Here is a 22,780-nt window from a genome sequence, read left to right as displayed (position 1 = left end):
ATGACCCGCCATACACTGTCCGTTCTGGTCGAAGACAAACCCGGCGTGCTGACCCGCGTCTCCAGCCTCTTCGCCCGCCGGGCCTTCAACATCAACTCCCTGGCCGTCGGACCAACGGAAGTTCCGGGCATGTCCCGGATGACCGTCGTCGTCGACGCCGATGAGGAGCTCATCGAACAAATCACCAAACAGCTGAACAAGCTGGTCAACGTGATCAAAATCGTGGAGCTCACCTCCGAATTGTCCGTGCAGCGTGACCACATCCTGGTCAAGGTACGGGCGGATGCCGCAACCCGGCTGCAGGTCACGCAGGCTGCAGACCTGTTCCGCGCAGCAGTGGTCGACGTCTCCACAGAGTCGGTGGTCATTGAAGCGACAGGCCACCCCGAGAAACTCACGGCGCTGCTCTCCGTGCTCGAGCCATTCGGCATCCGCGAAATCGTGCAGTCCGGCACCCTGGCCGTGGGACGCGGATCCCGCTCCATGAGTGACCGGGCCCTGCGCAGCGCCTAAGGCAGCGGCGCAGGGACCCGCGGCACCCGAACACCAAAGATCTCAAGGCCCGCACCCCGAAGTTTTCCCTGACCAAGCACCATCTACGAATCCATCAATAAGGAGACACCCCAGTGACTGAAATGTTCTACGACGACGACGCCGACCTGTCGATCATCCAGGGCCGCACCGTCGCCGTGATCGGTTACGGCTCCCAGGGCCACGCCCACGCCCTCAGCCTGCGCGATTCCGGTGTTGACGTCCGCGTCGGCCTCAAGGAAGGCTCCAAGTCCCGCGCCAAGGCCGAGGCCGAGGGCCTGCGCGTCCTGAACGTCGCCGACGCCGTCGCCGAGGCCGACCTCATCATGGTCCTCACCCCGGACCAGGTCCAGCGCCACGTCTACGCCGAGGACATCGCCCCGAACCTGCAGGCCGGCGACGCCCTGTTCTTCGGCCACGGCTTCAACATCCGCTACGGCTACATCAAGCCCCCGGCCGACGTCGACGTCGCCCTCGTTGCCCCCAAGGGCCCGGGCCACATCGTCCGCCGCGAATTCGAGGCCGGCCGCGGCGTGCCGGACCTGATCGCCGTCGAGCAGAACCCGTCCGGCAAGGCCAAGGAACTGGCCCTGTCCTACGCCAAGGCGATCGGCGGCACCCGCGCCGGCGTCATCGAGACCACCTTCACCGAAGAGACCGAAACCGATCTCTTCGGCGAGCAGGCTGTCCTGTGCGGCGGCGCCTCCCAGCTGATCCAGTACGGCTTCGAGACCCTCACCGAGGCCGGCTACAAGCCCGAGGTGGCCTACTTCGAGGTGCTCCACGAGCTCAAACTGATCGTGGACCTCATGGTGGAAGGCGGCATCGCCAAGCAGCGCTGGAGCGTCTCCGACACCGCCGAGTACGGCGACTACGTCTCCGGCCCGCGGGTGATCACCCCCGAGGTGAAGGAAAACATGAAGGCCGTCCTGAAGGACATCCAGGACGGCACCTTCGCCAAGCGCTTCATCGACGACCAGGACGCCGGAGCCCCCGAGTTCAAGGCGCTGCGCAAGAAGGGTGAGGACCACCCGATCGAGGCCACCGGCCGCGAACTGCGCAAGCTGTTCTCCTGGATCAAGAACGAAGACGACTACACCGAAGGCTCAGTGGCCCGCTAGGCACTGACCGGCAGGGAAGCCGGACACCATTTCTGGGGTCCGGCTTTCCTGCTGTTGCGTGACATCCGCACCCACCCGATTCACCAAAATCCACGCCTGTTATACAAGAGAGCTAAAGAGGTCACCGGTGACAAGCACCAAACCTGTAGTACTCCTCGCTGAGGAACTATCGCCCGCCACGATCGAGGCCCTCGGCCCGGACTTCGAAATCCGCCACACCGACGGCGCGGACCGTTCCCAGCTGCTCTCTGCGATCGCCGATGTCGACGCGATCCTCGTCCGCTCCGCAACCAAAGTGGACGCCGAGGCCATCGCGGCCGCCAAGAACCTCAAGGTCATCGCCCGCGCCGGCGTCGGACTCGACAACGTCGACATCAAGGCCGCCACGCAGGCCGGCGTCATGGTGGTCAACGCCCCCACCTCCAACATCGTCTCCGCCGCGGAACTCACGGTGGGCCACATCCTCAGCCTCGCCCGCCACATCCCGCAGGCGTCCGCCGCCCTCAAGGACGGCGAGTGGAAGCGCTCCAAGTACACCGGCATCGAGCTCTTCGAAAAGAAGATCGGCATCATCGGACTGGGCCGGATCGGCGCCCTCGTCGCGGCCCGCCTCAAGGGCTTTGATACTAAGATCCTCGCCTACGACCCCTACATCACCTCTGCCCGTGCCGCCCAGCTCGGCGTGCAGCTGGTGACCCTCGATGAGCTGCTCGCACAGTCGGACTTCATCACCATCCACATGCCCAAAACCCCGGAAACGGTGGGCATGCTCGGCGCCGAGGCGTTCAAGAAGATGAAGAGCACCGCGTACGTCGTCAACGTCGCCCGCGGCGGCCTCGTCGACGAGGAAGCCCTCTATACCGCGCTGGAGGCAGGCGACATCGCCGGTGCCGGCGTCGACGTCTTTGTCCAGGAACCCAGCACCGACCTGCCGTTCTTCGGCCTCGACAACGTGGTGGTCACCCCGCACCTGGGCGCGTCCACGGATGAGGCGCAGGAAAAAGCCGGCGTCTCGGTCGCCAAATCCGTCCGGCTCGCCCTGGCCGGGGAACTGGTGCCCGACGCCGTCAACGTCGCCGGCGGCGTGATCGCCCCGGACGTCCGCCCGGGCATCCCGCTGATGGAGAAGCTGGGCCGGATCTTCACCGCCATGACGCACGCCTCGCTGACCCAGTTCGACGTCGAAGTGGCCGGGGAAATCTCCTCCCTCGACGTCAAGGTCCTCGAACTCGCCGCGCTCAAGGGCATCTTCGCCGACATCGTCACCGAGCAGGTCTCCTACGTCAACGCCCCTGTGATCGCCGAGCAGCGCGGCATCAACGTCCGGCTGATCACGACGCCGGACACGGAGTCCTACCGCAACGTCCTGACCCTGCGCGGGGCACTGAGTGACGGCTCGCAGATCTCCGTGGCCGGAACCCTGACCGGGCCCAAGCAGATCCAGAAGCTCGTCGGGATCAACGGCTTCGAGGTGGAAATTCCCATCAGCGAACACCTCGTGGTGGTCGCCTACGCGGACCGCCCCGGCGTGATCGGCACCATCGGACACATCCTCGGCATGAACAACATCAACATCGCCGGCATGCAGGTGGCACGCCAGGACGAAGGCGGCCAGGTCCTGGCCCTGCTGACCATCGACAGCTCGGTTCCGCAGCAGGTCCTGGACGCCATCAAGGCCGGAATCGGCGCCGACATGGTCCGTGAAGTGGACCTCGAGGACTGAGGCTTCGGCGGCAGCCACCCGCGGCGGTTTCGACCGCCGCGGGTGGCCGCAATCACATGGCCGGTCTGCGTACAATGGCAACGTCCGATTATCGGATCCCGGCCGGCAGACCGGCCTTTACTTTTGCACACCCGGCAGGGGACGCCTTCACTTCCGCAGGAAATGAACTTCGGTGTGCGCACGCAACCGAGCTTTCAGGAGCCAAATGAACGCCGTCCAGAGGTTCATCAGAAGCCGAGTGCTTTTGCTGACCGCGTCCATTCTGATCGCGTCCATGTGCCTCTCGGTTCTTGTGCAAAGCCAGTCGCAGGCCGCGCTGAACCGGACCGTCGACCAGAACTCCCGGGGCCTCTACGACATCCTTGTCCAGGCCAAGGCAGGCGGGAACGGCGGGCTCGTGCAGCCGGACATCGCCACCGGCCAGGGCGGCATCAGCTTCGAGCAGCTGGGTTCCCTCCGCAAGCTCTCCGGCACGTCCGTGGCGGCCCCGATCAGCCTCGTCTCCCGCGTCACCCAAAACCTTGAGTCCCCGCGCCTGGAAGCCACTGACTATCTGGGCTACAACGCCGCGCTGGCCGGCACCGCCGGGGACCCCAGCAGCACGGACCCGGGCAAATGGCCGGCCGCGGAATCGGTCCTGTCCGACACGCCCAAGAAATACCGGCTCACCGCCAGCGCCGTCAGCTCCGACGGCCACTCCGACCAGACCCTCTTCAAAACCACCGCCGAAGGTTCCCTCGGCAAGGCCAAACTCATCGAGGAAGAGGTGGCAGGGGGCAAGAACGTCCGCATCTCCGGCCCCGCGGGGGAGACCGGCATCAAGTTCCCGGCCCCGGCCGGCGGCTCCGAGCACAACCTCTTCAACCTCTCCGTCGCGCTGCCCTTCGCGCCCCAGGTGACCGAAGCCGTCGTCGCCGTCGACCCCGCGTCCGAACGAGCCCTGCTCGGAACCGCCGGTGACTTCCTCGCCCCCCTGGAGAAGGCGCCCGCCGCGGACGCCCGCAACGCCGGTGCCATCGGCCAGCAGCTGGAAGACCTCTTCACCACCGGCATCGGCATGGACGAACTTAAGGAGGGCCCGGACTTCCTCGGCGTCAAGCTCAAGTACTGGGCCCCGCTGATGAGCCAGTACCAGCAGGCCAAGCGCAACGGCGCGCTGACCGAGGACTCGCAGGCCATCCCGCTGATCGTCCGCTCCGGCACCTCCGTTGACCTCACGTACACCGTCAAGATCGAGGAAATCGACGCCGCCGGCAACGTCACCAAGGACGTGGGCACCGCCACCCGCTCACTGGACAAGGACTACCTCCCGTTCGTCTCCAAGTCCCCGTTCGCCCTGGCCTGGCCCGGGTCCACGGACCTCTCGGAGCTCCTCGGAGACGCCGGGAACTTCAGCCAGGGCCTCTACAATCCCGCCACCTGGAGCACCGACTTCGCGGCCGCCCCGCAATACCGGGACGGGAAAACCGCCGGCAACGGCGCCGTCGCCAGGACCGCCACCCCCGGTGACTGGATCACCGTGAACCGGTTGCCCGAGAAAGCAACCAACGGCGCCGCCGTGGACCAGACCCAGCGCACGCCCGTCGACGAGCGCGCGTACCGTGAGTCCCTGGAAACCGGTAAGAAACCGGCCACGCCGCTGGCCATGGTGTCCGGCACGTTCGACGCCGCCGCCGTCCAGGTCGCAGCCGGAGACGTCAACCGCCTGCCGCTGGGGGGCTATGACCCCACACCCTTCACGCTCACCAAGGACGGCTCCGGCAAAGACGCCGGAAACACCGAACTCAAGCCCTCGCTCAGTGCCACGGGCCTGGTAAGCCAGTCCGCCGGTGCCATCACTGACTACTCAGGCCTGGCCGCTGCCCGCGGCTACGCGGAGAACGGCGCCGTGATCGACGCCGTGCGCATCCGCGCCAAAGTCCCCGGCAGCTGGAAGGACGCGCAGCCCGGGGTGGAGAAGCTCGCCAACGAGATCCGGGACCTGGGCCTGCAGGCCACCGTCGTGGCCGGCTCGGCACGCGAGGACACCAGCATCTTCGTCCCCGGCTACTCCAAGGACGACGCCGGCAAGGAGTTCCCGCTCGGCACCGTGCAGCAGTCCTGGGTCCGCCAGGACGCCGCCGACGCCGTCTCCGGCTCCCTCACCGGTACCAACCTGACCCTGCTTTTCCTGACCCTGTGCGGCGCGGCCCTGCTGACCGGCGCCTCCACTGTCAGCTATGTCCGGAGACGCCGCACCGAGGCCGGCACCCTGCGTGCCATGGGCTGGACCCAGCGACGGATCCGCTCCTGGGTGCTGGCCGAGTTCGGCGTGGGTGCCGGCGTGATCGCCGTCGTCGGCATCATCCTCAGCCTGCTCAGCTGGAGCCTTGCCACGGCCATCGTCTCGGCCTCCGTGCTGGCGCTGTACGTCGCCGCGGCCCTCTTCGCGGCCCGGGAGCTGCGCCACCGCGACGTGGTGGACCAGGAACCGCAGCACGATGAGCGGCTCAGTTCCGTGGACTCCCCGCTGACCTTCGCCAACCGGCAGCTGAGCACCAACAAGTTCAACACCATCTCCCTGGCCCTCGCCGTCGCCGTCTTCGGAGCCGCCGTGGGCGCGATGGTGGCGCTGCTGATCGACATTCCCCGCACCGCCGGAGCGAGTGCCCTCGGCGGCGCGGCTGCCGCGTCCATCGCCGTGCCGAGCATCATCCTGGGACTCGCCGGGGTGGCCGTGGGCCTGCTGCTGACCATGGTCACCGGCCGCTTCGAGCTGCAGGCCAAACGCCAGTACCTCGGCACGCTGCAGGCCATGGGCTGGAACCCGGACATGCTGGGCCAGGTCCGGTTCTTTGAAAACGCCATGGTGGGCGCTGTGGCGCTGCCGCTGGGAGTCCTCGGCGCCCTGGGCGTGGGCCTGATCCTGGCCCCCTATGCCGCGCTCTGGGCCGCTGTTGCCGGGCTCGTGGCCGTACTTTGCTGGATTCCGATTGCAACGAAAGTGATCCGATGAACAACGACCTGAACCTGGACCGTGAGGCGCACGAGCGGATGGCGGCGAGCACCCGCCGCGGTGCCCACCAGACCCGTGCCAACACGATCGTGAAGGCCGCGGACCACGCCACTCCGCTGGAGCTCAGCAACATCACCATCCACTACGGCGGCGGCCAGGGCGGTGCCGAACCCGTCAATGTGGTGGATGACTTTAACTTGACCCTGCACGCCGGCGAGATGCACTGCGTGGCCGGCCGCTCCGGCTCCGGCAAAACCAGTATCCTGACGGTCGGCGCGGGCCTGACCCTGCCGACGTCGGGCCGGGTCTTCTGGGAGGGCGACGCGCTTGAGACTATGGGCGAGGACGAAATCGCCGACCGCCGCCGTGCCCTCATCGGCTACGTCGACCAGGGCGGTGCCCTGATCGACGGCATGAGCGCCCTCGAGAACGTGCTGCTGCCCGCCGTGCCCGACGGCCAGGTGGAGGAGCGGCGCGACATGGCCAAAGACCTCCTGGACCTCGTGGGCCTCGGCCGGCGCATGCGCCACCGCCCGGCCCAGCTCTCCGGCGGCGAACGCCAGCGCGTGGCGATCGCCCGGGCCCTGATCCTGGGCACCCGCGTGCTGGTGGTCGACGAGCCCACCGCCAGCCTGGACCGGTCCTCGGCCAACCGCATCATCAGCATCCTCAAGGACACGACGTCGGACGGCATCGCCGTCCTGGTCGCTTCACATGACCACGAACTCGTCCGCCAGAGCGATACCCTCACCGAACTGATTTAGGCTGAAAACTGTGACAACTTCCGAAAAGACCCCGTTCTACATCACCACCGCCATCAGCTACCCCAACGGAGTGCCGCACATCGGCCACGCCTACGAGGTCATCGCCACCGATGCGATGGCCCGTTTCAAGCGCCTGGACGGCTACGACGTCTTCTTCATGACCGGCACGGACGAGCACGGATTGAAGATGCAGCAGACGGCCGAAAAGGAGGGCATCCCGGTCAAGGAACTGGCCGACCGCAACTCCGGCGCCTTCCGCCAGATGAGCGACGACCTCGGCATCTCCCTAAGCCGTTTCATCCGCACCACGGACGCGGACCACTACGAAGCCGCCAAGGCACTCTGGCAGCGGATGGAAGCCAACGGCGACATCTACCTTTCCAAGTACACCGGCTGGTACTCCGTCCGCGACGAGCGCTATTTCGTGGAAGATGAGACCGAGGTGCACGCCGACGGCCTCCGCTACGCCACCGAAACCGGCACCGAGGTGACCTGGACCGAGGAAGAGAGCTACTTCTTCAAGCTCTCCGCGTACCAGGACCGGCTGCTGGCGCTCTACGCGGACCACCCGTCGTTCGGCGCCCCGCACAACCGTTTCAACGAGGTGGTCAGCTTCGTCAAGGGCGGCCTGGAAGACCTCTCCATCAGCCGCACCTCCTTCGACTGGGGCGTCCCCGTCCCGGGCAACCCGGACCACGTGATGTACGTCTGGGTGGACGCCCTGACCAACTACCTGACCGGCGTCGGCTTCCCGGACACCGAATCGGAGTCGTTCCGGAAATACTGGCCGGCGGACGTGCATGTGATCGGCAAGGACATCTCCCGCTTCCACGCCGTCTACTGGCCGGCCTTCCTGCTGTCCGCCGGGCTGGAACTGCCCAAGCGCGTGATGATCCACGGCTTCCTGCACAACAACGGCGTGAAGATGTCCAAGTCGCTGGGCAACGTGGTGGCTCCCGCGGACTGGGTGGCGCAGTACGGGCTGGACCAGGTGCGCTTTTTCCTGCTGCGTGAAGTGCCGTTCGGCGCCGACGGCTCCTACAGCCATGACGCGATCGTGGGCCGGATGAACTCGGACCTCGCCAACAACTTCGGCAACCTGGCCCAGCGGTCGCTGTCCATGGTGGCCAAGAACTGCGACGGCGCCGTCCCTGTCCCCGGAGGCTTCACCGCCGAGGACGCCGCGCTCCTGGGCCAGGCGAACGGGCTGCTGGACATCGCCCGCGCCGCGTTCGACAAGCAGGAGTTCAGCCGCGCGCTGGAGGCAATCTGGACCGTCCTGGGTGACACCAACGCGTACTTCGCCGAGCAGGCACCCTGGGTGCTGCGCAAGACCGACGTCGAGCGCATGAACACCGTCCTGTACGTCACCCTCGAGGTGCTCCGGATCGTCTCCATCCTCGCCCAGCCGGTCATGCCGGCTGCCGCGGCGGCCATCCTGCGCACCCTGGGCCAGCCGGAGGGTGACGCGCGGGAGTTCGCCGCCCTGGGCACACCGCTCGACGCCGGAACGGCGCTGCCGGCCCCGGCTCCCGTGTTCCCGAAGTACGAGGAGCCCGCCGAGGCGTGACCGTTGCGCCGCGCGTTCGGATAGTGAGACAACTTGACCAGCATGTGGATGCCTTGGCTACGCTGACATCATGAGTGCATCCACGATTGATCTGGCCGTTATTCCCGGCGACGGCATTGGCCCCGAGGTCACCGCCGAGGCTGTGAAGGTTCTCGAGAAGGCCGCAGCCGCAGAGGGTATCGTGCTGCAGCAGACCCATTACACCCTGGGGGCGCAGCACTGGCTCGAAACGGGGGAGACCCTGCCGGCGGAGATCCTCACCGATCTCCGCACCCGCGACGCGATCCTCTTCGGTGCCGTCGGGGCGGCTCCGGGTGACACCCGGATCCCCTCCGGCATCATCGAGCGCGAACTGCTGCTCAAGCTGCGCTTCAGCCTGGACCACTTCGTCAACCTGCGGCCCTCCCGGATCTACCCCGGGGTCGCCAGCCCGCTCGCCAACCCCGGCGACGTCGATTTCATCGTGGTCCGGGAGGGCACCGAGGGCCCGTACGTGGGCAACGGCGGCACCTTGCGCGCGGGCACCCCGCAGGAGGTGGCTACCGAGGTTTCGCTCAACACCGCCTACGGTGTGGAGCGCGTGGTCCGGGACGCCTTCCGCCGGGCCAGCAGCCGCCCGCGCAAAAAGCTCACCCTGGTGCACAAGCACAATGTTCTGGTCTTCGCCGGACACTTGTGGAAACGTACCGTGGAAGCCGTGGCCCAGGAGTTCCCCGAGGTCACGCATGACTACCTGCACATTGACGCCGCCACCATCTTCATGGTCACCGATCCTGCCCGGTTCGATGTGATCGTCACGGACAACCTCTTCGGCGACATCATCACCGACCTCGCCGCGGCCATCACCGGGGGCATCGGCCTCGCCGCGTCCGGCAACATCAACATGGAACGCACCGCCCCGTCCATGTTCGAACCCGTCCACGGCTCGGCGCCGGACATCGCCGGCCAGCAGAAGGCGGACCCGACGGCGGCCATCCTCTCCGCGGCCCTCCTGCTGGACCACCTTGGGTACGGCACCGCCGCCCGCAATATCGAGGCCGCCGTTGTTGCCGACGTCGCCGGCCGCGGCGCCACGGCCCGGAGCACCAGCGCCATCGGTGACGCCATCGCCGCCGCCCTGTAGGGCCCTCCGGGCACGGGCCAGGCGGGCCGTCATCGGGCGTAAACTTGATCCGAATCACCAAAATGCTGCCGTGGTCCGGGGATGAACCACGTCCCACGCCCGGCAGCCGACCGTGGAGGAACCATGACTCAGACTGCCCATGGCGTCGAATTCACCCAGCAGCTCTCGGCAACCCCGAAGTCCGCTGAAGAACGTGCTGCCATCCTGGCGAACCCGGGTTTCGGCAACTATTTCACCGACCACACCGCCATCGTCGACTACAGCGCCGACGCCGAGGGCAAGGGCGGCTGGCACGATGCCCGGGTTGAGGCCTACGGTCCCATCTCATTGGACCCCTCCGCCGCGGTGCTCCACTACGGCCAGGAAATCTTCGAGGGCCTCAAGGCCTACCGCCACTCTGACCGTTCCATCTGGACGTTCCGCCCGGAAGCCAACGCCGCGCGCCTGAACAAGTCCGCCCGCCGCCTGGCGCTTCCGGAGCTCCCCGAGGAGTACTTCCTCGGCGCCATCCGCGAGCTTGTCACCGCGGACAAGGAATGGGTTCCCGCCGGCGACGGCGAAGCCCTGTACCTGCGCCCGTTCATGATTGCCACTGAGGCCTTCCTCGGCGTCCGCGCCGCCCGCGAAGTCTCCTTCCGCGTCATCGCCTCCCCGGCCGGGAACTACTTCGGCGGCGAGCTCAAGCCCGTCTCCATCTGGATTTCCCGCGAATACGCCCGTGCCGGCCGCGGCGGCACCGGCGCCGCCAAGTGCGGCGGCAACTACGCGGCGTCGCTGATCGCCCAGCAGGAAGCTGAATCCCACGGTTGCAAGCAGGTGCTGTTCCTGGACCAGTTCAACGACAACGCCGTGGAAGAACTCGGCGGCATGAACGTGTTCTTCGTGATGAAGGACGGCTCACTGGTCACGCCCGCGCTGAGCGGCACCATCCTGGAGGGCATCACCCGCATGTCGGTCATCCAGGTGGCCAGGGACATGGGCCGCGAGGTCACCGAGCGCAAGATCACGCTGGATGAATGGCGCGACGGCGTGGCGTCCGGCGAGATCGCCGAAGTTTTCGCCTGCGGCACCGCCGCCGTCATCACCCCCATCGGCGTGCTCAAGGACGACACCGAGTTCATCGGCTCCGAGGACGCCACAGCGGGGGAGACCACCATGGCCATCCGGGAGCAGCTCCTGGGCATCCAGACCGGCGCCATCGAGGACACCCACGGCTGGCTGACCCGCCTCGCCTAAGCAGTTCCCGGCAGTCCACCGCGTTCGACGGCGGCCCCCACCCTCCGGTGCGGGGCCGCCGTCGTGCATGCGGGGGTGGTACTGCTCCACGGCGGTGCACGGCGCACGGACGCTCGGAGAACGTCCAGTTCGGTGGCAGGATGGACAGGTGATCCCCGATGACGCCCGCGCCGTGCTGCGCAGCACCGAGCTGACCCGCTTCCGGCTTGCCCCCAATCCGGGACCGATGAGTTTGCGCGGGACCAACTCGTACGTGATTTCCGCGCCCGGCGCGGCGGGCACGGTCGTGGTGGATCCCGGCCCGCTGGATGAACCGCACCTGCAGGACCTGGCCGGCGCCGGCACCGTCGAACTCATTCTGATCACCCACCGGCACGCGGACCACACCGCCGCCGCAGCCCGGTTCGCCGAACTGACCGGGGCGCCCGTGCGCGCCATGGATCCGGCCCACTGCGTGGGCGGCAGCCCCCTGGTGGACGGGGAAGTCATCCAGGCCGCCGGCACCGAGATCCGCGTGGTGGCAACGCCCGGGCACACCTCGGACTCGGTCTGCTTCCACCTGCCGCACGACGGCGCTCACGGCTCCGTCCTCACCGGCGACACCATCCTGGGCCTCGGCACCACGGTCCTGGACTTCCCCGACGGCACGCTGGGGGACTACCTGGCCTCGCTGGATCGATTGGAACGGCTGGGCCCGGCCACCGTCCTGCCCGCCCACGGCCCCATGCTGCCGGCGCTGGACACGATCGTCCGGTCCTACCATCACCACCGGCAGGACCGTCTCGCCCAGATCCGGTCCGCCCTCGACCACTTGGGGCCCAACGCCGGGGTGGCTGAGGTAGCCGACGCCGTGTACGCCGCCGTCGATCCCGCCGTGCGCCCCGCGGCGGAACTGTCCGTGGCCGCGCAGCTGCACTACCTGCGCTCAGGCGGCGGCACCAGCTAAGTCCGGCCGGGCGTGCCGGAGACGGTACGCTAGGAGCCATGCGTATCGCCCGGTTTGTAGTCGATTCTGATCCCCTCTACGGCATTGTTGAAGGTGAGTCCGGCAGTGAGGAAGTCACAGTCATCCACGGCGACCCCTTCTTCCACGGTGTGGAGCGAACCGCCGTCCGGCACAAGCTGGAAGACGTTCGGTTGCTTGCCCCGATCATTCCGCGCAGCAAGGTCATCGGCGTGGGCCGCAACTTCGTCGAACACGCCCGCGAACTCGGCAACGAAGTCCCGGCGCAGCCGCTGCTCTTCCTCAAGCCCAACACCTCGGTGATCGGGCCCAACGATCCCATTGTCCTGCCGGAGTTCTCGGAGGAAGTGTCCTTCGAAGCGGAGTTGTGCGTCGTGATCGGCCGGATCTGCAAGGACGTCCCCGAGGAGCGCGTCGACGACGTCATCTTCGGCTACACGTGCGGCAACGACCTCACCGCCCGCGATGTCCAGAAGACGGACCTGCAGTGGGCCCGGGCCAAGGGTTTTGACACCTCCGCTCCGCTGGGCCCGTGGATCGAGACCGAACTGAACACCGAGGACCTGCAGATCCAGGGCCGCCTCAACGGCGAGCTGCGCCAGGACGGCAGCACCAGCCAGATGATCCGCGGTGTCCGCGAACTCGTCTCCATCGTGTCGCAGGCCTTCACCCTGCTGCCCGGCGACGTCATCATGACCGGCACCCCCGCCGGCGTCGGACTCGTTGCGGCCGGTGACCGTTTCGAGGTTGAAATCGAGGGCATCGGCCGCCTCTCCAACCCGGTGGTCCGCCGCTAAATGCAACGCCGGGACCGATCATGAGCAACGGCTGGTGGCGCGGACCCCGGCCGGGGTCCCGGCGCAGCCGGTCGTTCCTGCTCTTCGCCCTCGGTTCCATCGGCACCTTCGCCATGGCCGCCCGTGCCGTCCACTGGTTGGACGGGCCGCCCTGGCTGGCGCTGGCCTTCCTCGGGGTGGGCCTGGTGCTGGCGGGGTACTACCTCCTGAAGTTGCTGTCCCGTCCGCAGCCGGCGCGGGCCCGCAAGCGGTAACCCGCCCGGCCGCAAGCGGTAATGTTGGAGTCACTATGACTACTCCTACTGCGCCCGACGCCGTCTCCAGCTCCGCCCCCAGCGTGATTCGCGAAGTCACCGCCGACACCCCCGTGCGGGTCCGGTTCTGCCCCTCGCCCACCGGCACCCCGCACGTAGGCCTGATCCGCACCGCCCTGTTCAACTGGGCCCACGCCCGGCACACCAAGGGCACCTTCGTGTTCCGGATCGAGGATACGGACGCGGCGCGCGACTCGGAGGAGAGCTACCTGCAGCTGCTGGAGGCGCTCAAGTGGCTCGGCATCTCCTGGGAAGAGGGCGTGGAGGTCGGCGGACCGCATGAGCCGTACCGCCAGTCCCAGCGGCTGGACCTGTACAAGGACGTCGTCGCCAAGCTGGTCGAGGCCGGCTACGCCTACGAGTGCTACTCTTCCCCGGACGAGGTCGAGGCCCGCCACCGCGCTGCCGGCCGGGACCCCAAGCTGGGCTATGACAACTTCGACCGCGACCTCAGCGCCGAACAGCTCGCCGCGTTCCAGGCCGAAGGCCGCCAGCCGGTGCTCCGGGTCCGGATGCCGGATGAAGACGTCACCTTCACCGACATGGTCCGCGGGGACATCACCTTCAAGGCCGGCAGCATCCCGGACTACGTGATTGTCCGCGCCGACGGCTCCCCGCTGTACACCCTGGTCAACCCCGTCGATGACGCGCTCATGGGCATCACCCACGTGCTCCGCGGCGAGGACCTGCTCTCCTCCACACCGCGCCAGGTGGTGCTGATCCGCGCGCTCATGGACATCGGCGTCGCCAGCTACCTGCCGGTCTTCGGCCACCTGCCGTACGTCATGGGCGAGGGCAACAAGAAGCTCTCCAAGCGCGACCCGCAGTCCAACCTGTTCCTGCTCCGGGACCGCGGCTTCATCCCCGAGGGCCTGCTCAACTACCTGTCCCTGCTCGGTTGGAGCCTCTCGGCCGATGAGGATATCTTCACCGTGGATCAGCTGATCGAGCACTTCGACGTCAACGACGTCCTGGCCAACCCGGCCCGCTTCGACATCAAGAAGGCGGAAGCCATCAACGGCACGCATATCCGGATGCTCGGTGCCGAGGACTTCCGCGGCCGGCTCGTGCCGTACCTGCGCACCGCCGGGCTGGTCGGCGACACCCTCACGGTGCGCCAGGAGGAGATCCTCGCCGAGGCGGCCCCGCTGATCCAGGAGCGGATCTCGCTGCTGGGCGAAGCCCCCGAGTTGCTCGCGTTCCTGTTCAAGAACGACGCCGCGATCGACGTCGCGGATGACGCCCGCAAGGGCCTTCCGGAGAACCTCACCGAGGTCCTCGACGCCGCCCTGGCCGCCCTCGAGCCGCTGGCCGAGTGGAACGCCGACACCATTCAGGCCGCTCTGAGGGAAGCCCTCGTGGAAGGCCTCGGCGTCAAGCCGCGGCTGGCCTTCGGCCCGGTCCGCACCGCCATTTCCGGCCGCCGGATCTCACCGCCGCTCTTCGAATCCATGGTGATCCTGGGCAAGGACTCATCCCTGGCCCGGCTGCGCGCCTTCCGCGGCTGATGATGAGCTCACCCCAGGCCAGCACCCGGACCAGCGCCCTGGCGGCTGGCCTCGCCGGCGTCCGCGGCGTGCTGTTCGACATTGACGACACCCTGGTAGACCTGGAGTTCGCCATGACCGCGGCCCTCCGCGACGTCAGCGAACACCTCCTGCCCGGCCTCGACCAGGCCGGGTGGGAGAAGTTTGGCCGGATCTTCACCCGCGAGACCACCCACTTCTACGACCGTTATCTCGCCGGTGAGCTGAGTTTCGATGAACAGCGGCTGCTCCGCGGCCGGGCGGCGCTGGGCCACTTCGGCGTGCAGTTGGACGAAGGGGATCAAGCCCACCACTGGGTCAGTTCCTACGCCAGCCGGCAGCACGGCTACATCCGCGCGTTTGACGACGTCACCCCGATCCTCGATGCACTGGATGCCGCCAGCATCCCGTACGGTGCCGTGAGCAACAATGTCCACGACTACCAGCGCGTCAAACTGAACGCCGCCGGCCTGGAACGCATCAGCGTGCTCGTGGGGACAGACACCGTGGGCGCGGCGAAACCGGACCCGGCCATCTACCTCGAGGGCGTCCGCCGGCTGGGGACCGGAGCCGGCGAGACGCTTTACGTGGGGGACAACCGCCTTCTCGACGCGGACGGCTCGACGGCGGCCGGCCTGCTGGGCGTCTGGCTGAACCGCGGCGGGGAACCCGCGCCGGGCTTCGAGGGCCGCGAGATCGCATCCCTGCTGGAGCTGCTGGCCTGACCGCGCTGAGCGCGGCGGGGCAGCTGCAGGCTCGATTTGTACAGACGGAAAGTCTCGGGTAAAGTAATTACTCGTGCTGAGGCGCCGGGAGCGCGGGTTGAGACCCACGGATCCGGAGCAAAAGTACCTTTGGGATATGGTGTAATTGGCAACACTACGGTTTCTGGTACCGTCATTCTAGGTTCGAGTCCTGGTATCCCAGCTCTGAGAAAATCCGCAGTAGTTCGCGGTTGATCAGGCGTTTCACACCGGTTCGCCGGATTGAAACACTTGCTGAGTGTATGAAATAATCACTGAGCGCGAACGGCAGAAATGCTGTTCTGGAGAGTACGCGGCCCCATCGTATAGCGGCCTAGTACGCTGCCCTCTCACGGCGGTAACGCGGGTTCGAATCCCGCTGGGGTCACAGACAAGACGGTCCCGGGCATCAGCCCGGGGCCGTTTTTCGTTGCCCGCTGGCAAGCGGAGGGCAGGGCCGGACTGTTTCGGCTGAGCGAAGCGCCATGGGTGCCCCGTATCCAATGCTTCTCAGCGACAGGCCCCTCGGGCCGCCGGGCACTTCAGCCTTGCCGCCCAAGCTTTCCCCAAGCTGTCCCTCCTAGCGTCTGTCCTATACAGGGGCGGTGCCGGGGGGCGGGGCGTAAGTGGAACGATTTCACGGCTTAGCGGATAAATGCGATCCGGGACGAAGAGCAGCTCCAGGAGCTCGGCTGCGCTGCGTCCGGCAGTACGGGATTCGTCAAGTGACCGCTTTTTTGGTTGGAAGTCTGCTGGTCGTGGGATACGGGACTCTGGCGCTGCCAAAGTCGTTTGGTGTGGCCCGCGCCCACGACCACGGCCTGGTCCAGGCTGCTCCGCAAGAGGTGTCCGCCTTGGCCGGACCACACATCCACAGCGCTATTTTGCCTGCGGCCGCAACGGAGGCCGCCCCACTTCCGTTGTCGAGGGTCGGTTGGACCGCCTCAGCCAGTGATGAAGAAGTTACAAGTCAGGACGGCCGGGCCAGCAATGTGCTCGACGGGAACACAGACACATTTTGGCACAGCCGGTGGTCGCCGGCCCCGGCCGCTCCATTGCCTCACTCCATCACGATTGACACCAAGGCGATCCGAAGCATCGGTGGGCTCCGATATCTTCCGCGTACTACTAGCCGGAATGGGCGCATCGGCAGTTTCGAGATCCAGGTGAGCTCCAACGGGACAAGCTGGAGCGACCCCGTGGCTCGCGGAACGTTGCCGGATACGGCCACAGAAAAGACAGTGACATTCATCGGGATCAGCGCACGATACGTGCGGATAACTGCAGCTACCGAGGCGGGTGACCGCGGCCCGTGGAGCAGCGCTGCTGAGATCAATCTGCTCCCGGGTCAAACACCAACTCCAACCGGAGTACTACCTCGCGCTGGATGGACCGCCGCGGCCAGTGACGAGGAGGCTAACCGCGCCGATAACCGGGCCAGCAACGTGCTGGACGGCAGTCCTTCCACGATCTGGCACAGCCGCTGGTATCCGGCACCTGCGGCGCCACTGCCGCACAGCCTCACTATCGACACCAAGGCAGTGCGGAGTATCGCCGGCCTTAGTTACCTCCCGCGTTCTGACTCCGCGAATGGCCGCATTGGAAAGTATTCGATCGGGAGCAGCACCGACGGCATCTCTTGGAGCGTAGCCGTGGCAGGCACCTGGCTGGACAATGCCGCTGTGAAAACAGTAACTTTTCCTGAGGTCAAAGCCCGCTACGTCCGGCTCACCGCGACTACCGAGGCCGGTAATCGCGGGCCGTGGAGCAGCGCCGCCGAGATCAACCTGCTGGCACCCTCGCTTGGATCGTGGGGTCCGACCATCAACTTCCCACTCGTTCCAGCTGCCGCTGCGCTATTGCCTGGCAACCGGCTGCTCACGTGGTCGGCCTATTCTCCGACCGCTTACGGGGGCAGCAAGGGCTACACGCAAACATCCATCCTGAACCTGACCACCGGCGTCGTCTCCCCGACTCAGGTGGTCAACACCGGCCATGACATGTTCTGCCCTGGCATCTCCATGCTGCCGGACGGGAAAATCATGATCAGCGGGGGGAGTAACAGCACGGCTACAACAATTTACAACCCTGCGACCAACGCCTGGTCCGCCGGGCCCGAGATGAAAATCGGCAGGGGCTACCAAAGCAACGTGACCACATCCACCGGTGAGGTGTTCACCATCGGTGGATCGTGGTCTGGCGGCACGGGCGGTAAGACTGGCGAAGTGTGGTCCGCGGCCGGCGGCTGGCGGATTCTGCCCAACGTGCCGGTGGATAACATCCTGACGGCGGATCCGCGCGGCGCATTCCGTTCCGACAATCACGCCTGGCTGTTCGCCGCTCCCGGGGGCCGCGTGTTCCAGGCGGGGCCGAGCCGCCAAATGAACTGGATCTCTACCAGCGGCAACGGAAGCATCACCAAGGCGGGTCTGCGTGCCGATAGCGCGGACGCGATGAACGGCGATGCTGTGATGTATGACGTTGGAAAAATTTTGACTGTAGGTGGCGCGACAGCCTACGAGAATGCCGACGCCACGGCACGGGCCTACACCATCGACATCAATGGTGCTGTGAGCGTGGCCCGGACCGCCGACATGGCCGCTGCCCGGTCCTTTGCCAACGGGGTGGCGCTCCCCGACGGCCAGGTCATCGTTGTCGGGGGTCAGCCGGTCCCGGTACCCTTCAGCGATACCGCCGCACGGATGAACCCCGAGATCTGGAACCCGGCAACCGGCAAGTGGACCACGCTCGCCCCAATGGCGATTCCCAGGACCTACCACAGCGTCGCACTGCTGCTTCCTGATGGTCGGGTTTTCGCCGGTGGTGGCGGACTGTGCAACACCTGCACCACCAATCACCTGGATGGAGAAATCTTTACGCCGCCTTACCTGCTCAACCCCGACGGAAGTGCCCGTCCGAGGCCAATAATTGTGACCGCACCGGCCTCCGCCGCTGCTGGCGGCACACTCTCTGTCACCACGGCAGCGCCGGTAAGCAAATTTTCCTTGATGCGGACCAGCACCGTAACCCACACCGTCAACACGGACCAGCGGCGGATTCCGTTGACCCCGACCGCCGTGTCCGGAAATACGGCAACCCTGAAGCTGCCGGCAGATCGCGGCGTCTTGGTGCCGGGCACGTACCTTCTCTTCGCGATGGACAAAAACGGCGTTCCCAGTGTTGCGACCACGGTTGTCATCAGCTGACGACGGCTCAAGCACCCCCAATGGCTGGCGCAGCACATTCCACCGCTGCGACAAGAACAGCCCGTCTTGATCCGGAACTGGCATGATTGTGCGGTGAGCTCCGACGAAACCACCAGCCAGGCAGTCGAACTGCTGGACGCCGTCCACCGTGATCTGGCGGCAACTGAACTGCCGCTGACGCTGCCCGGCGCCGATGAGGCTCGACGGGACATCCGCAACGCCCTCGCCCAGCTCGAGGACTACATCCTGCCGCGCTACCGCAGCCTGGACGCACCGCTGCTTGCCGTCGTGGGCGGCTCCACCGGGGCCGGGAAATCGACCCTGGTGAACGGCCTCGTGGGACATGCGGTCACCCGGGCCGGCGCCATCCGGCCCACTACCCGCCAGCCCATCCTGCTCCACCACCCGGCTGACGGGCGCTGGTTCGAAGGCCAGCGAGTGCTCCCGAGCCTGAGCCGGATCCGAGGCACGGTGAACCAGGAACCGCTGCCCGCCAGCCAGGCCGGCCCCACTCCGGACGCGGCGGCGATCAACTCGCTGGTGCTTGTTGCCGACGCCGCGGTGCCGGAAGGCATAGCGCTGCTGGACGCGCCCGACGTCGACTCGATCTCCGCCGAGAACCGCAAGCTGGCGGGGCAACTGCTGGCGGCGGCTGACCTCTGGATCTTCGTCACCACCGCCAACCGCTATGCTGACGCCGTCCCCTGGCGGCTGCTGCTCGACGCGGCCTCCCGGGACATCACTGTGGCGGTGGTCCTGGACCGGGTTCCGCCGGCCGCCGAAGCCGAGGTCAGTGCCGACCTGCAGGCCATGCTCAGCAGGGAAGGCCTGGGCGCGGCGCGCTTCTTCGTTGTCCCCGAGGCCGCCCTGGACAGCATGGGGATGCTTCCGGCCCCGGCCGTGGAGCCGTTGCGGCTCTGGCTGCAGGAACTTGCCGCGGACGCCGCAGGGCGCGCCGACATCGCCAGGAGGACCCTCAACGGAACGGTCAAGGCGCTGGGGGAGCGGGTGGAGGCGGCGGCGAACGCCGCCGGGGCCCAGGAGCATGCCGCTGACGTCCTCGCCGGCGATGCCCGAGCGGCCTACGAGGACGCCGTCATCAGAATTCTCGAGGCCACCCGTGACGGTGCCCTGCTGCGGGGCGAGGTCCTGGCCCGGTGGCAGGACTTTGTGGGCACGGGCGAGTTCTTCCGGGCGATGGAACAAAACATCGGCCGGTTCCGTGACCGGATGGGCGCGTTCTTCCGCGGCGAACCAGCACCTGCCGTGCGGGTGGAGACGGCGATCGAGACTGGCCTGCAGGCCGTCATCATCGATGAGGCCGCCAACGCGGGCGACGATGCGGACGGGCGCTGGCGCTCCGACCCGGCCGGCCGCCAACTGCTGGGTAACGACGACCTCTCCGGCACCTCCGACGGGTTCGCCGAGAAAGCCGCCGCCGAGATCAGAGCCTGGCAGGGCAGCCTCATGGAACTGATCCGGACCGAGGGGCAGGGCAAACGCACGCAGGCGCGCTGGCTGTCCTTCGGCATTAACGGCCTCGGCGCCGCACTCATGATCGTGGTGTTCTCCATGACCGCAGGGTTGACCGGGCTGGAAGTCGGCGTCGCCGGAGGTACGGCCATTGCCGGCCAGCGGCTGCTCGAAGCCGTGTTCGGTGAGGACGCGGTCCGCCGACTCGCCAAGACGGCACGCGAGGACCTCCACGTCCGCTGCCAGAACCTGCTTCAGCAGGAGCAGCAGCGCTTTCTGGACCGGCTCGCACCTTCCATCGGGCTGGAACCGGCAGTGCTCGCCGGCCACGCCGCGGCCCTTCGCCGGCTGGCGGCCTCCGCATGAGCCGCCACGCTGCCGCCGTCGAAGCCTCCCGGCTGGACCGCAGGCTCGATGCGCTGAACCAGGCACGCGAGCTCGCCGCCGGCGCGCTCCCCGACGAGGACCTGGACGCCGTGCTCGCGGTGCTGGACCGTGCCGCTTCGCGGCGTTCCCTCTCAGCGGACCACACCGTGGTGGGCTTCTTCGGAGCGACAGGCAGCGGAAAATCCTCCCTGTTCAACGCCGTCAGCGGAGCGGAGATCGCCACGGCGGCCGCCCGCCGGCCCACCACCTCCGAGCCGCTGGCCGGCATCTGGGGAGCCGAGGGCAGCGACGAACTCCTGGACTGGCTGGAGGTCCGGAACCGGCATCACGCGAGTCCCGTCCCGGGGCTCGCCGCTGAGAACACGGGCCTGATCCTCCTGGACCTGCCCGACTTTGACTCCACCCGCGCCGCCAACCGGGAGATTGTGGAACGGATGGTGGGGCTCGTGGATGTCCTGATCTGGGTCCTCGATCCACAGAAGTACGCCGACGCCGCAGTCCACAACGACTTCCTCACCCCGCTGGCCTCGCATGGCGCCGTCACGCTGGTGGTGCTGAACCAGATCGACCGGCTGCCGGACCGTGACGTCCCGGCCGTGCTGGAATCCCTGAAAGGCATCTTGGCCCGGGACGGATTGGGCAAGGTCCAGGTCCTCGGCGCCTCCGCCGTCGTAGGAACCGGCGTTGGCAAGGTGCGGGCCGCCATCCGACAGGTGGCCACGCAGCGTCAGGCCCAGTCACAGCGCCTCGGCGCAGACGTCAGCCGCGCCGCTGCACTGCTCGCCCAAGCCTCGGGAACGGGGGAGGCGGCCGGGGCCACGGCGGCCACGAGGTCCCGGCTGGCGGAGGAACTCGCTGTCGCGGCGAACGTCCCCGTGGTGGTGGACGCCGTCGTCCGGTCCTACCAGCTGGAGTCGACCCGCCGCACGGGCTGGCCCGTCACGCGCTGGCTGGTCCGCTTCCGCCCCGATCCGCTCCGCCGGTTGAACCTCCGCCGCGGGGGCGCCAGCCCGGCGGTGAACCGCACGTCGTTGCCGCCGGCAGGCGCCCCCGAGCGTGCCCGCACAGACGCTGCCGTCCGGGCCTTCGCCGACGCCGCCTCTGACGGCGCTCCTGGCCCTTGGCGCTCTGTGATCCGGGGCGCCGCCCGCGAGGGCCGGGAACAGCTGCCGGATGCGCTGGATCAGGCCGTCGCGTCCACTGAGCTGAAGGCCGGGAGCAAGGCATGGTGGTGGACGCCGTTCAATATCGTGCAATGGCTGGCGCTGCTGACAGCGCTTGGCGGCTTCGCCTGGCTGGGCGTGCTCGCGGGGTTGGGCTACTTTCAACTTCCCGTGCCCGAGGTTCCGCGCGAGCAGGGCTGGCCGCTGCCTACCATCATGATCGTCGGTGGGGCGCTGCTCGGAATTGCCCTTGCCCTCCTGGCGAAGTTCATCGCCGGCCTCGCAGCACGGGGTCGCGGCGCGGCCGCCCGGAGACGGCTGAGGGCCGCCGTCGCTGCGGTGGCGGATGATCGGGTGGTGGAGCCCGTGGCGCTGGAGGTTTCCCGGCTGGCCTCGTTCAATAAGGCATTACAGGCCGCGGCACGCTAAGCCTGTACGGCGTACGCAGCTGCCGGTGAGCGTGCGGCCCCTCTGACCGGGCCGCCCACAGCTCGCTTCTATAGGGCAGCGGCTGCGTCGCGGACCTTGATCATGGTGCGCAGGTTGCGGGTGGTGGTGGAGGCCTTGTACTTCGGCTTTGACGAGAGCTTGCTGAACGGACTGTCCAGGGTGCCGCCTGCCGGCGCCAGCCAAGCCAGCGCCTCAGGTCCCAGCGCAGTGACCTGCGCACCGTCGAGGGCACGGCCGGCCTCCAGCAGTTCGGCCAGCACGCCACTGTCCGAGCCGAGGGTGAGATAGGTATGGGTGGACGCGTCGTCGGCAGGGTAGGGACACGCCGCCACCAGGTCACCCACCCGGTCCGCCGGCAGCACCACCACCCACGCGTCGTACCCGAAAGCCTCCCGCAGGCATGCCTCGAATTCCTTCTTCACGCCAGCGGACGACAGCCCGCTGGCGAGGACTACGTTTCCGCTCGCCAGGAGCGTTTTTACTTTCGAGAATGGACGTGACGCCAGGGCCTGTTTCAGATCGGTCATTTTGATGGTGACGCCGCCCACGTTGACCCCGCGGAGGAACACTGCATAACTGCTCATGCGGACAGCATAGGGCTAGGGCGTGTCTCCTTATTGGCGTAGCCAGATGACGACGGCGTAGAGGACAACACCGGCACGGTAGGTCAGTGCGAGTTTGTCGTAACGGGTGG

General features: G+C 67.3%; 17 protein-coding genes and 2 tRNA genes. 18 read left to right on the top strand and 1 reads right to left on the bottom strand.

Going from position 1 to position 22,780, the window contains the following annotated elements; translation table 11 throughout:
• From ilvN to RCH15_RS16180, 18 genes are all read left to right on the top strand, one after another.
• Positions 1-513: an acetolactate synthase small subunit gene (gene ilvN, locus RCH15_RS16265; protein WP_326961703.1), complete on the top strand. Its 513-nt coding sequence runs from the start codon at positions 1-3 to the stop codon at positions 511-513.
• A gap of 113 nt (positions 514-626) precedes the next feature.
• Positions 627-1,652 (top strand): ketol-acid reductoisomerase, encoded by a 1,026-nt coding sequence (gene ilvC / locus RCH15_RS16260; protein WP_326961702.1) that lies wholly within the window; start codon positions 627-629, stop codon positions 1,650-1,652.
• Between the two features lie 127 nt (positions 1,653-1,779).
• Complete coding sequence (gene serA, locus RCH15_RS16255) at positions 1,780-3,375, top strand: phosphoglycerate dehydrogenase (RefSeq protein WP_326961701.1); 1,596 nt, start codon at positions 1,780-1,782, stop codon at positions 3,373-3,375.
• A 205-nt stretch (positions 3,376-3,580) separates the two neighbouring features.
• Positions 3,581-6,370 carry an ABC transporter permease gene (locus RCH15_RS16250; protein WP_326961700.1) on the top strand — a complete coding sequence of 930 codons (2,790 nt, stop codon included), beginning with the start codon at positions 3,581-3,583 and terminating at the stop codon, positions 6,368-6,370.
• Positions 6,367-7,134 (top strand): ABC transporter ATP-binding protein, encoded by a 768-nt coding sequence (locus RCH15_RS16245; RefSeq protein ID WP_409016956.1) that lies wholly within the window; start codon positions 6,367-6,369, stop codon positions 7,132-7,134. Before RCH15_RS16250 ends, RCH15_RS16245 begins: the two co-directional genes overlap by 4 nt.
• A gap of 10 nt (positions 7,135-7,144) precedes the next feature.
• Entirely contained in the window at positions 7,145-8,704 is a 1,560-nt protein-coding gene (gene metG, locus RCH15_RS16240; protein ID WP_326961699.1) for a methionine--tRNA ligase, read from the top strand.
• 70 nt (positions 8,705-8,774) lie between these two features.
• Positions 8,775-9,827, top strand: a complete 1,053-nt coding sequence (locus RCH15_RS16235) for a 3-isopropylmalate dehydrogenase (RefSeq protein ID WP_326961698.1) — start codon at positions 8,775-8,777, stop codon at positions 9,825-9,827.
• A gap of 123 nt (positions 9,828-9,950) precedes the next feature.
• Entirely contained in the window at positions 9,951-11,063 is a 1,113-nt protein-coding gene (locus RCH15_RS16230) for a branched-chain amino acid aminotransferase (RefSeq protein ID WP_326961697.1), read from the top strand.
• 148 nt (positions 11,064-11,211) lie between these two features.
• Positions 11,212-12,009, top strand: a complete 798-nt coding sequence (locus tag RCH15_RS16225; RefSeq protein ID WP_326961696.1) for an MBL fold metallo-hydrolase — start codon at positions 11,212-11,214, stop codon at positions 12,007-12,009.
• A 38-nt stretch (positions 12,010-12,047) separates the two neighbouring features.
• Positions 12,048-12,824, top strand: coding sequence for a fumarylacetoacetate hydrolase family protein (locus RCH15_RS16220; RefSeq protein ID WP_326961695.1), 777 nt, complete (start codon positions 12,048-12,050; stop codon positions 12,822-12,824).
• Positions 12,825-12,844: 20 nt separating this feature from the next.
• Entirely contained in the window at positions 12,845-13,078 is a 234-nt protein-coding gene (locus RCH15_RS16215; RefSeq protein ID WP_326961694.1) for a hypothetical protein, read from the top strand.
• A 35-nt stretch (positions 13,079-13,113) separates the two neighbouring features.
• Positions 13,114-14,646: a glutamate--tRNA ligase gene (gene gltX, locus RCH15_RS16210; protein WP_326961693.1), complete on the top strand. Its 1,533-nt coding sequence runs from the start codon at positions 13,114-13,116 to the stop codon at positions 14,644-14,646.
• A gap of 2 nt (positions 14,647-14,648) precedes the next feature.
• Entirely contained in the window at positions 14,649-15,389 is a 741-nt protein-coding gene (locus RCH15_RS16205; protein WP_326961719.1) for an HAD family hydrolase, read from the top strand.
• A 130-nt stretch (positions 15,390-15,519) separates the two neighbouring features.
• A tRNA-Gln gene (locus RCH15_RS16200) sits at positions 15,520-15,591 on the top strand.
• Between the two features lie 131 nt (positions 15,592-15,722).
• Positions 15,723-15,795, top strand: a tRNA-Glu gene (locus RCH15_RS16195).
• A gap of 238 nt (positions 15,796-16,033) precedes the next feature.
• Complete coding sequence (locus RCH15_RS16190) at positions 16,034-18,613, top strand: discoidin domain-containing protein (RefSeq protein ID WP_326961692.1); 2,580 nt, start codon at positions 16,034-16,036, stop codon at positions 18,611-18,613.
• Positions 18,614-18,706: 93 nt separating this feature from the next.
• Positions 18,707-20,452 carry a dynamin family protein gene (locus RCH15_RS16185; RefSeq protein ID WP_326961691.1) on the top strand — a complete coding sequence of 582 codons (1,746 nt, stop codon included), beginning with the start codon at positions 18,707-18,709 and terminating at the stop codon, positions 20,450-20,452.
• Positions 20,449-22,065 (top strand): GTPase, encoded by a 1,617-nt coding sequence (locus RCH15_RS16180; protein ID WP_326961690.1) that lies wholly within the window; start codon positions 20,449-20,451, stop codon positions 22,063-22,065. Before RCH15_RS16185 ends, RCH15_RS16180 begins: the two co-directional genes overlap by 4 nt.
• 68 nt (positions 22,066-22,133) lie before the next feature.
• Here RCH15_RS16180 and RCH15_RS16175 read toward each other — a convergent pair whose 3' ends face one another.
• Positions 22,134-22,670: a DUF1697 domain-containing protein gene (locus RCH15_RS16175; RefSeq protein WP_326961689.1), complete on the bottom strand. Its 537-nt coding sequence runs from the start codon at positions 22,668-22,670 to the stop codon at positions 22,134-22,136.
• Positions 22,671-22,780 lie beyond the last annotated feature (110 nt).

The sequence above is a fragment of the Arthrobacter sp. MP_M4 genome, from assembly GCF_035984855.1.
GTDB lineage: Bacteria > Actinomycetota > Actinomycetes > Actinomycetales > Micrococcaceae > Arthrobacter.
Note: the sequence above shows the minus strand (reverse complement) of the source record. Positions and strands in the feature narration are given on the sequence as shown.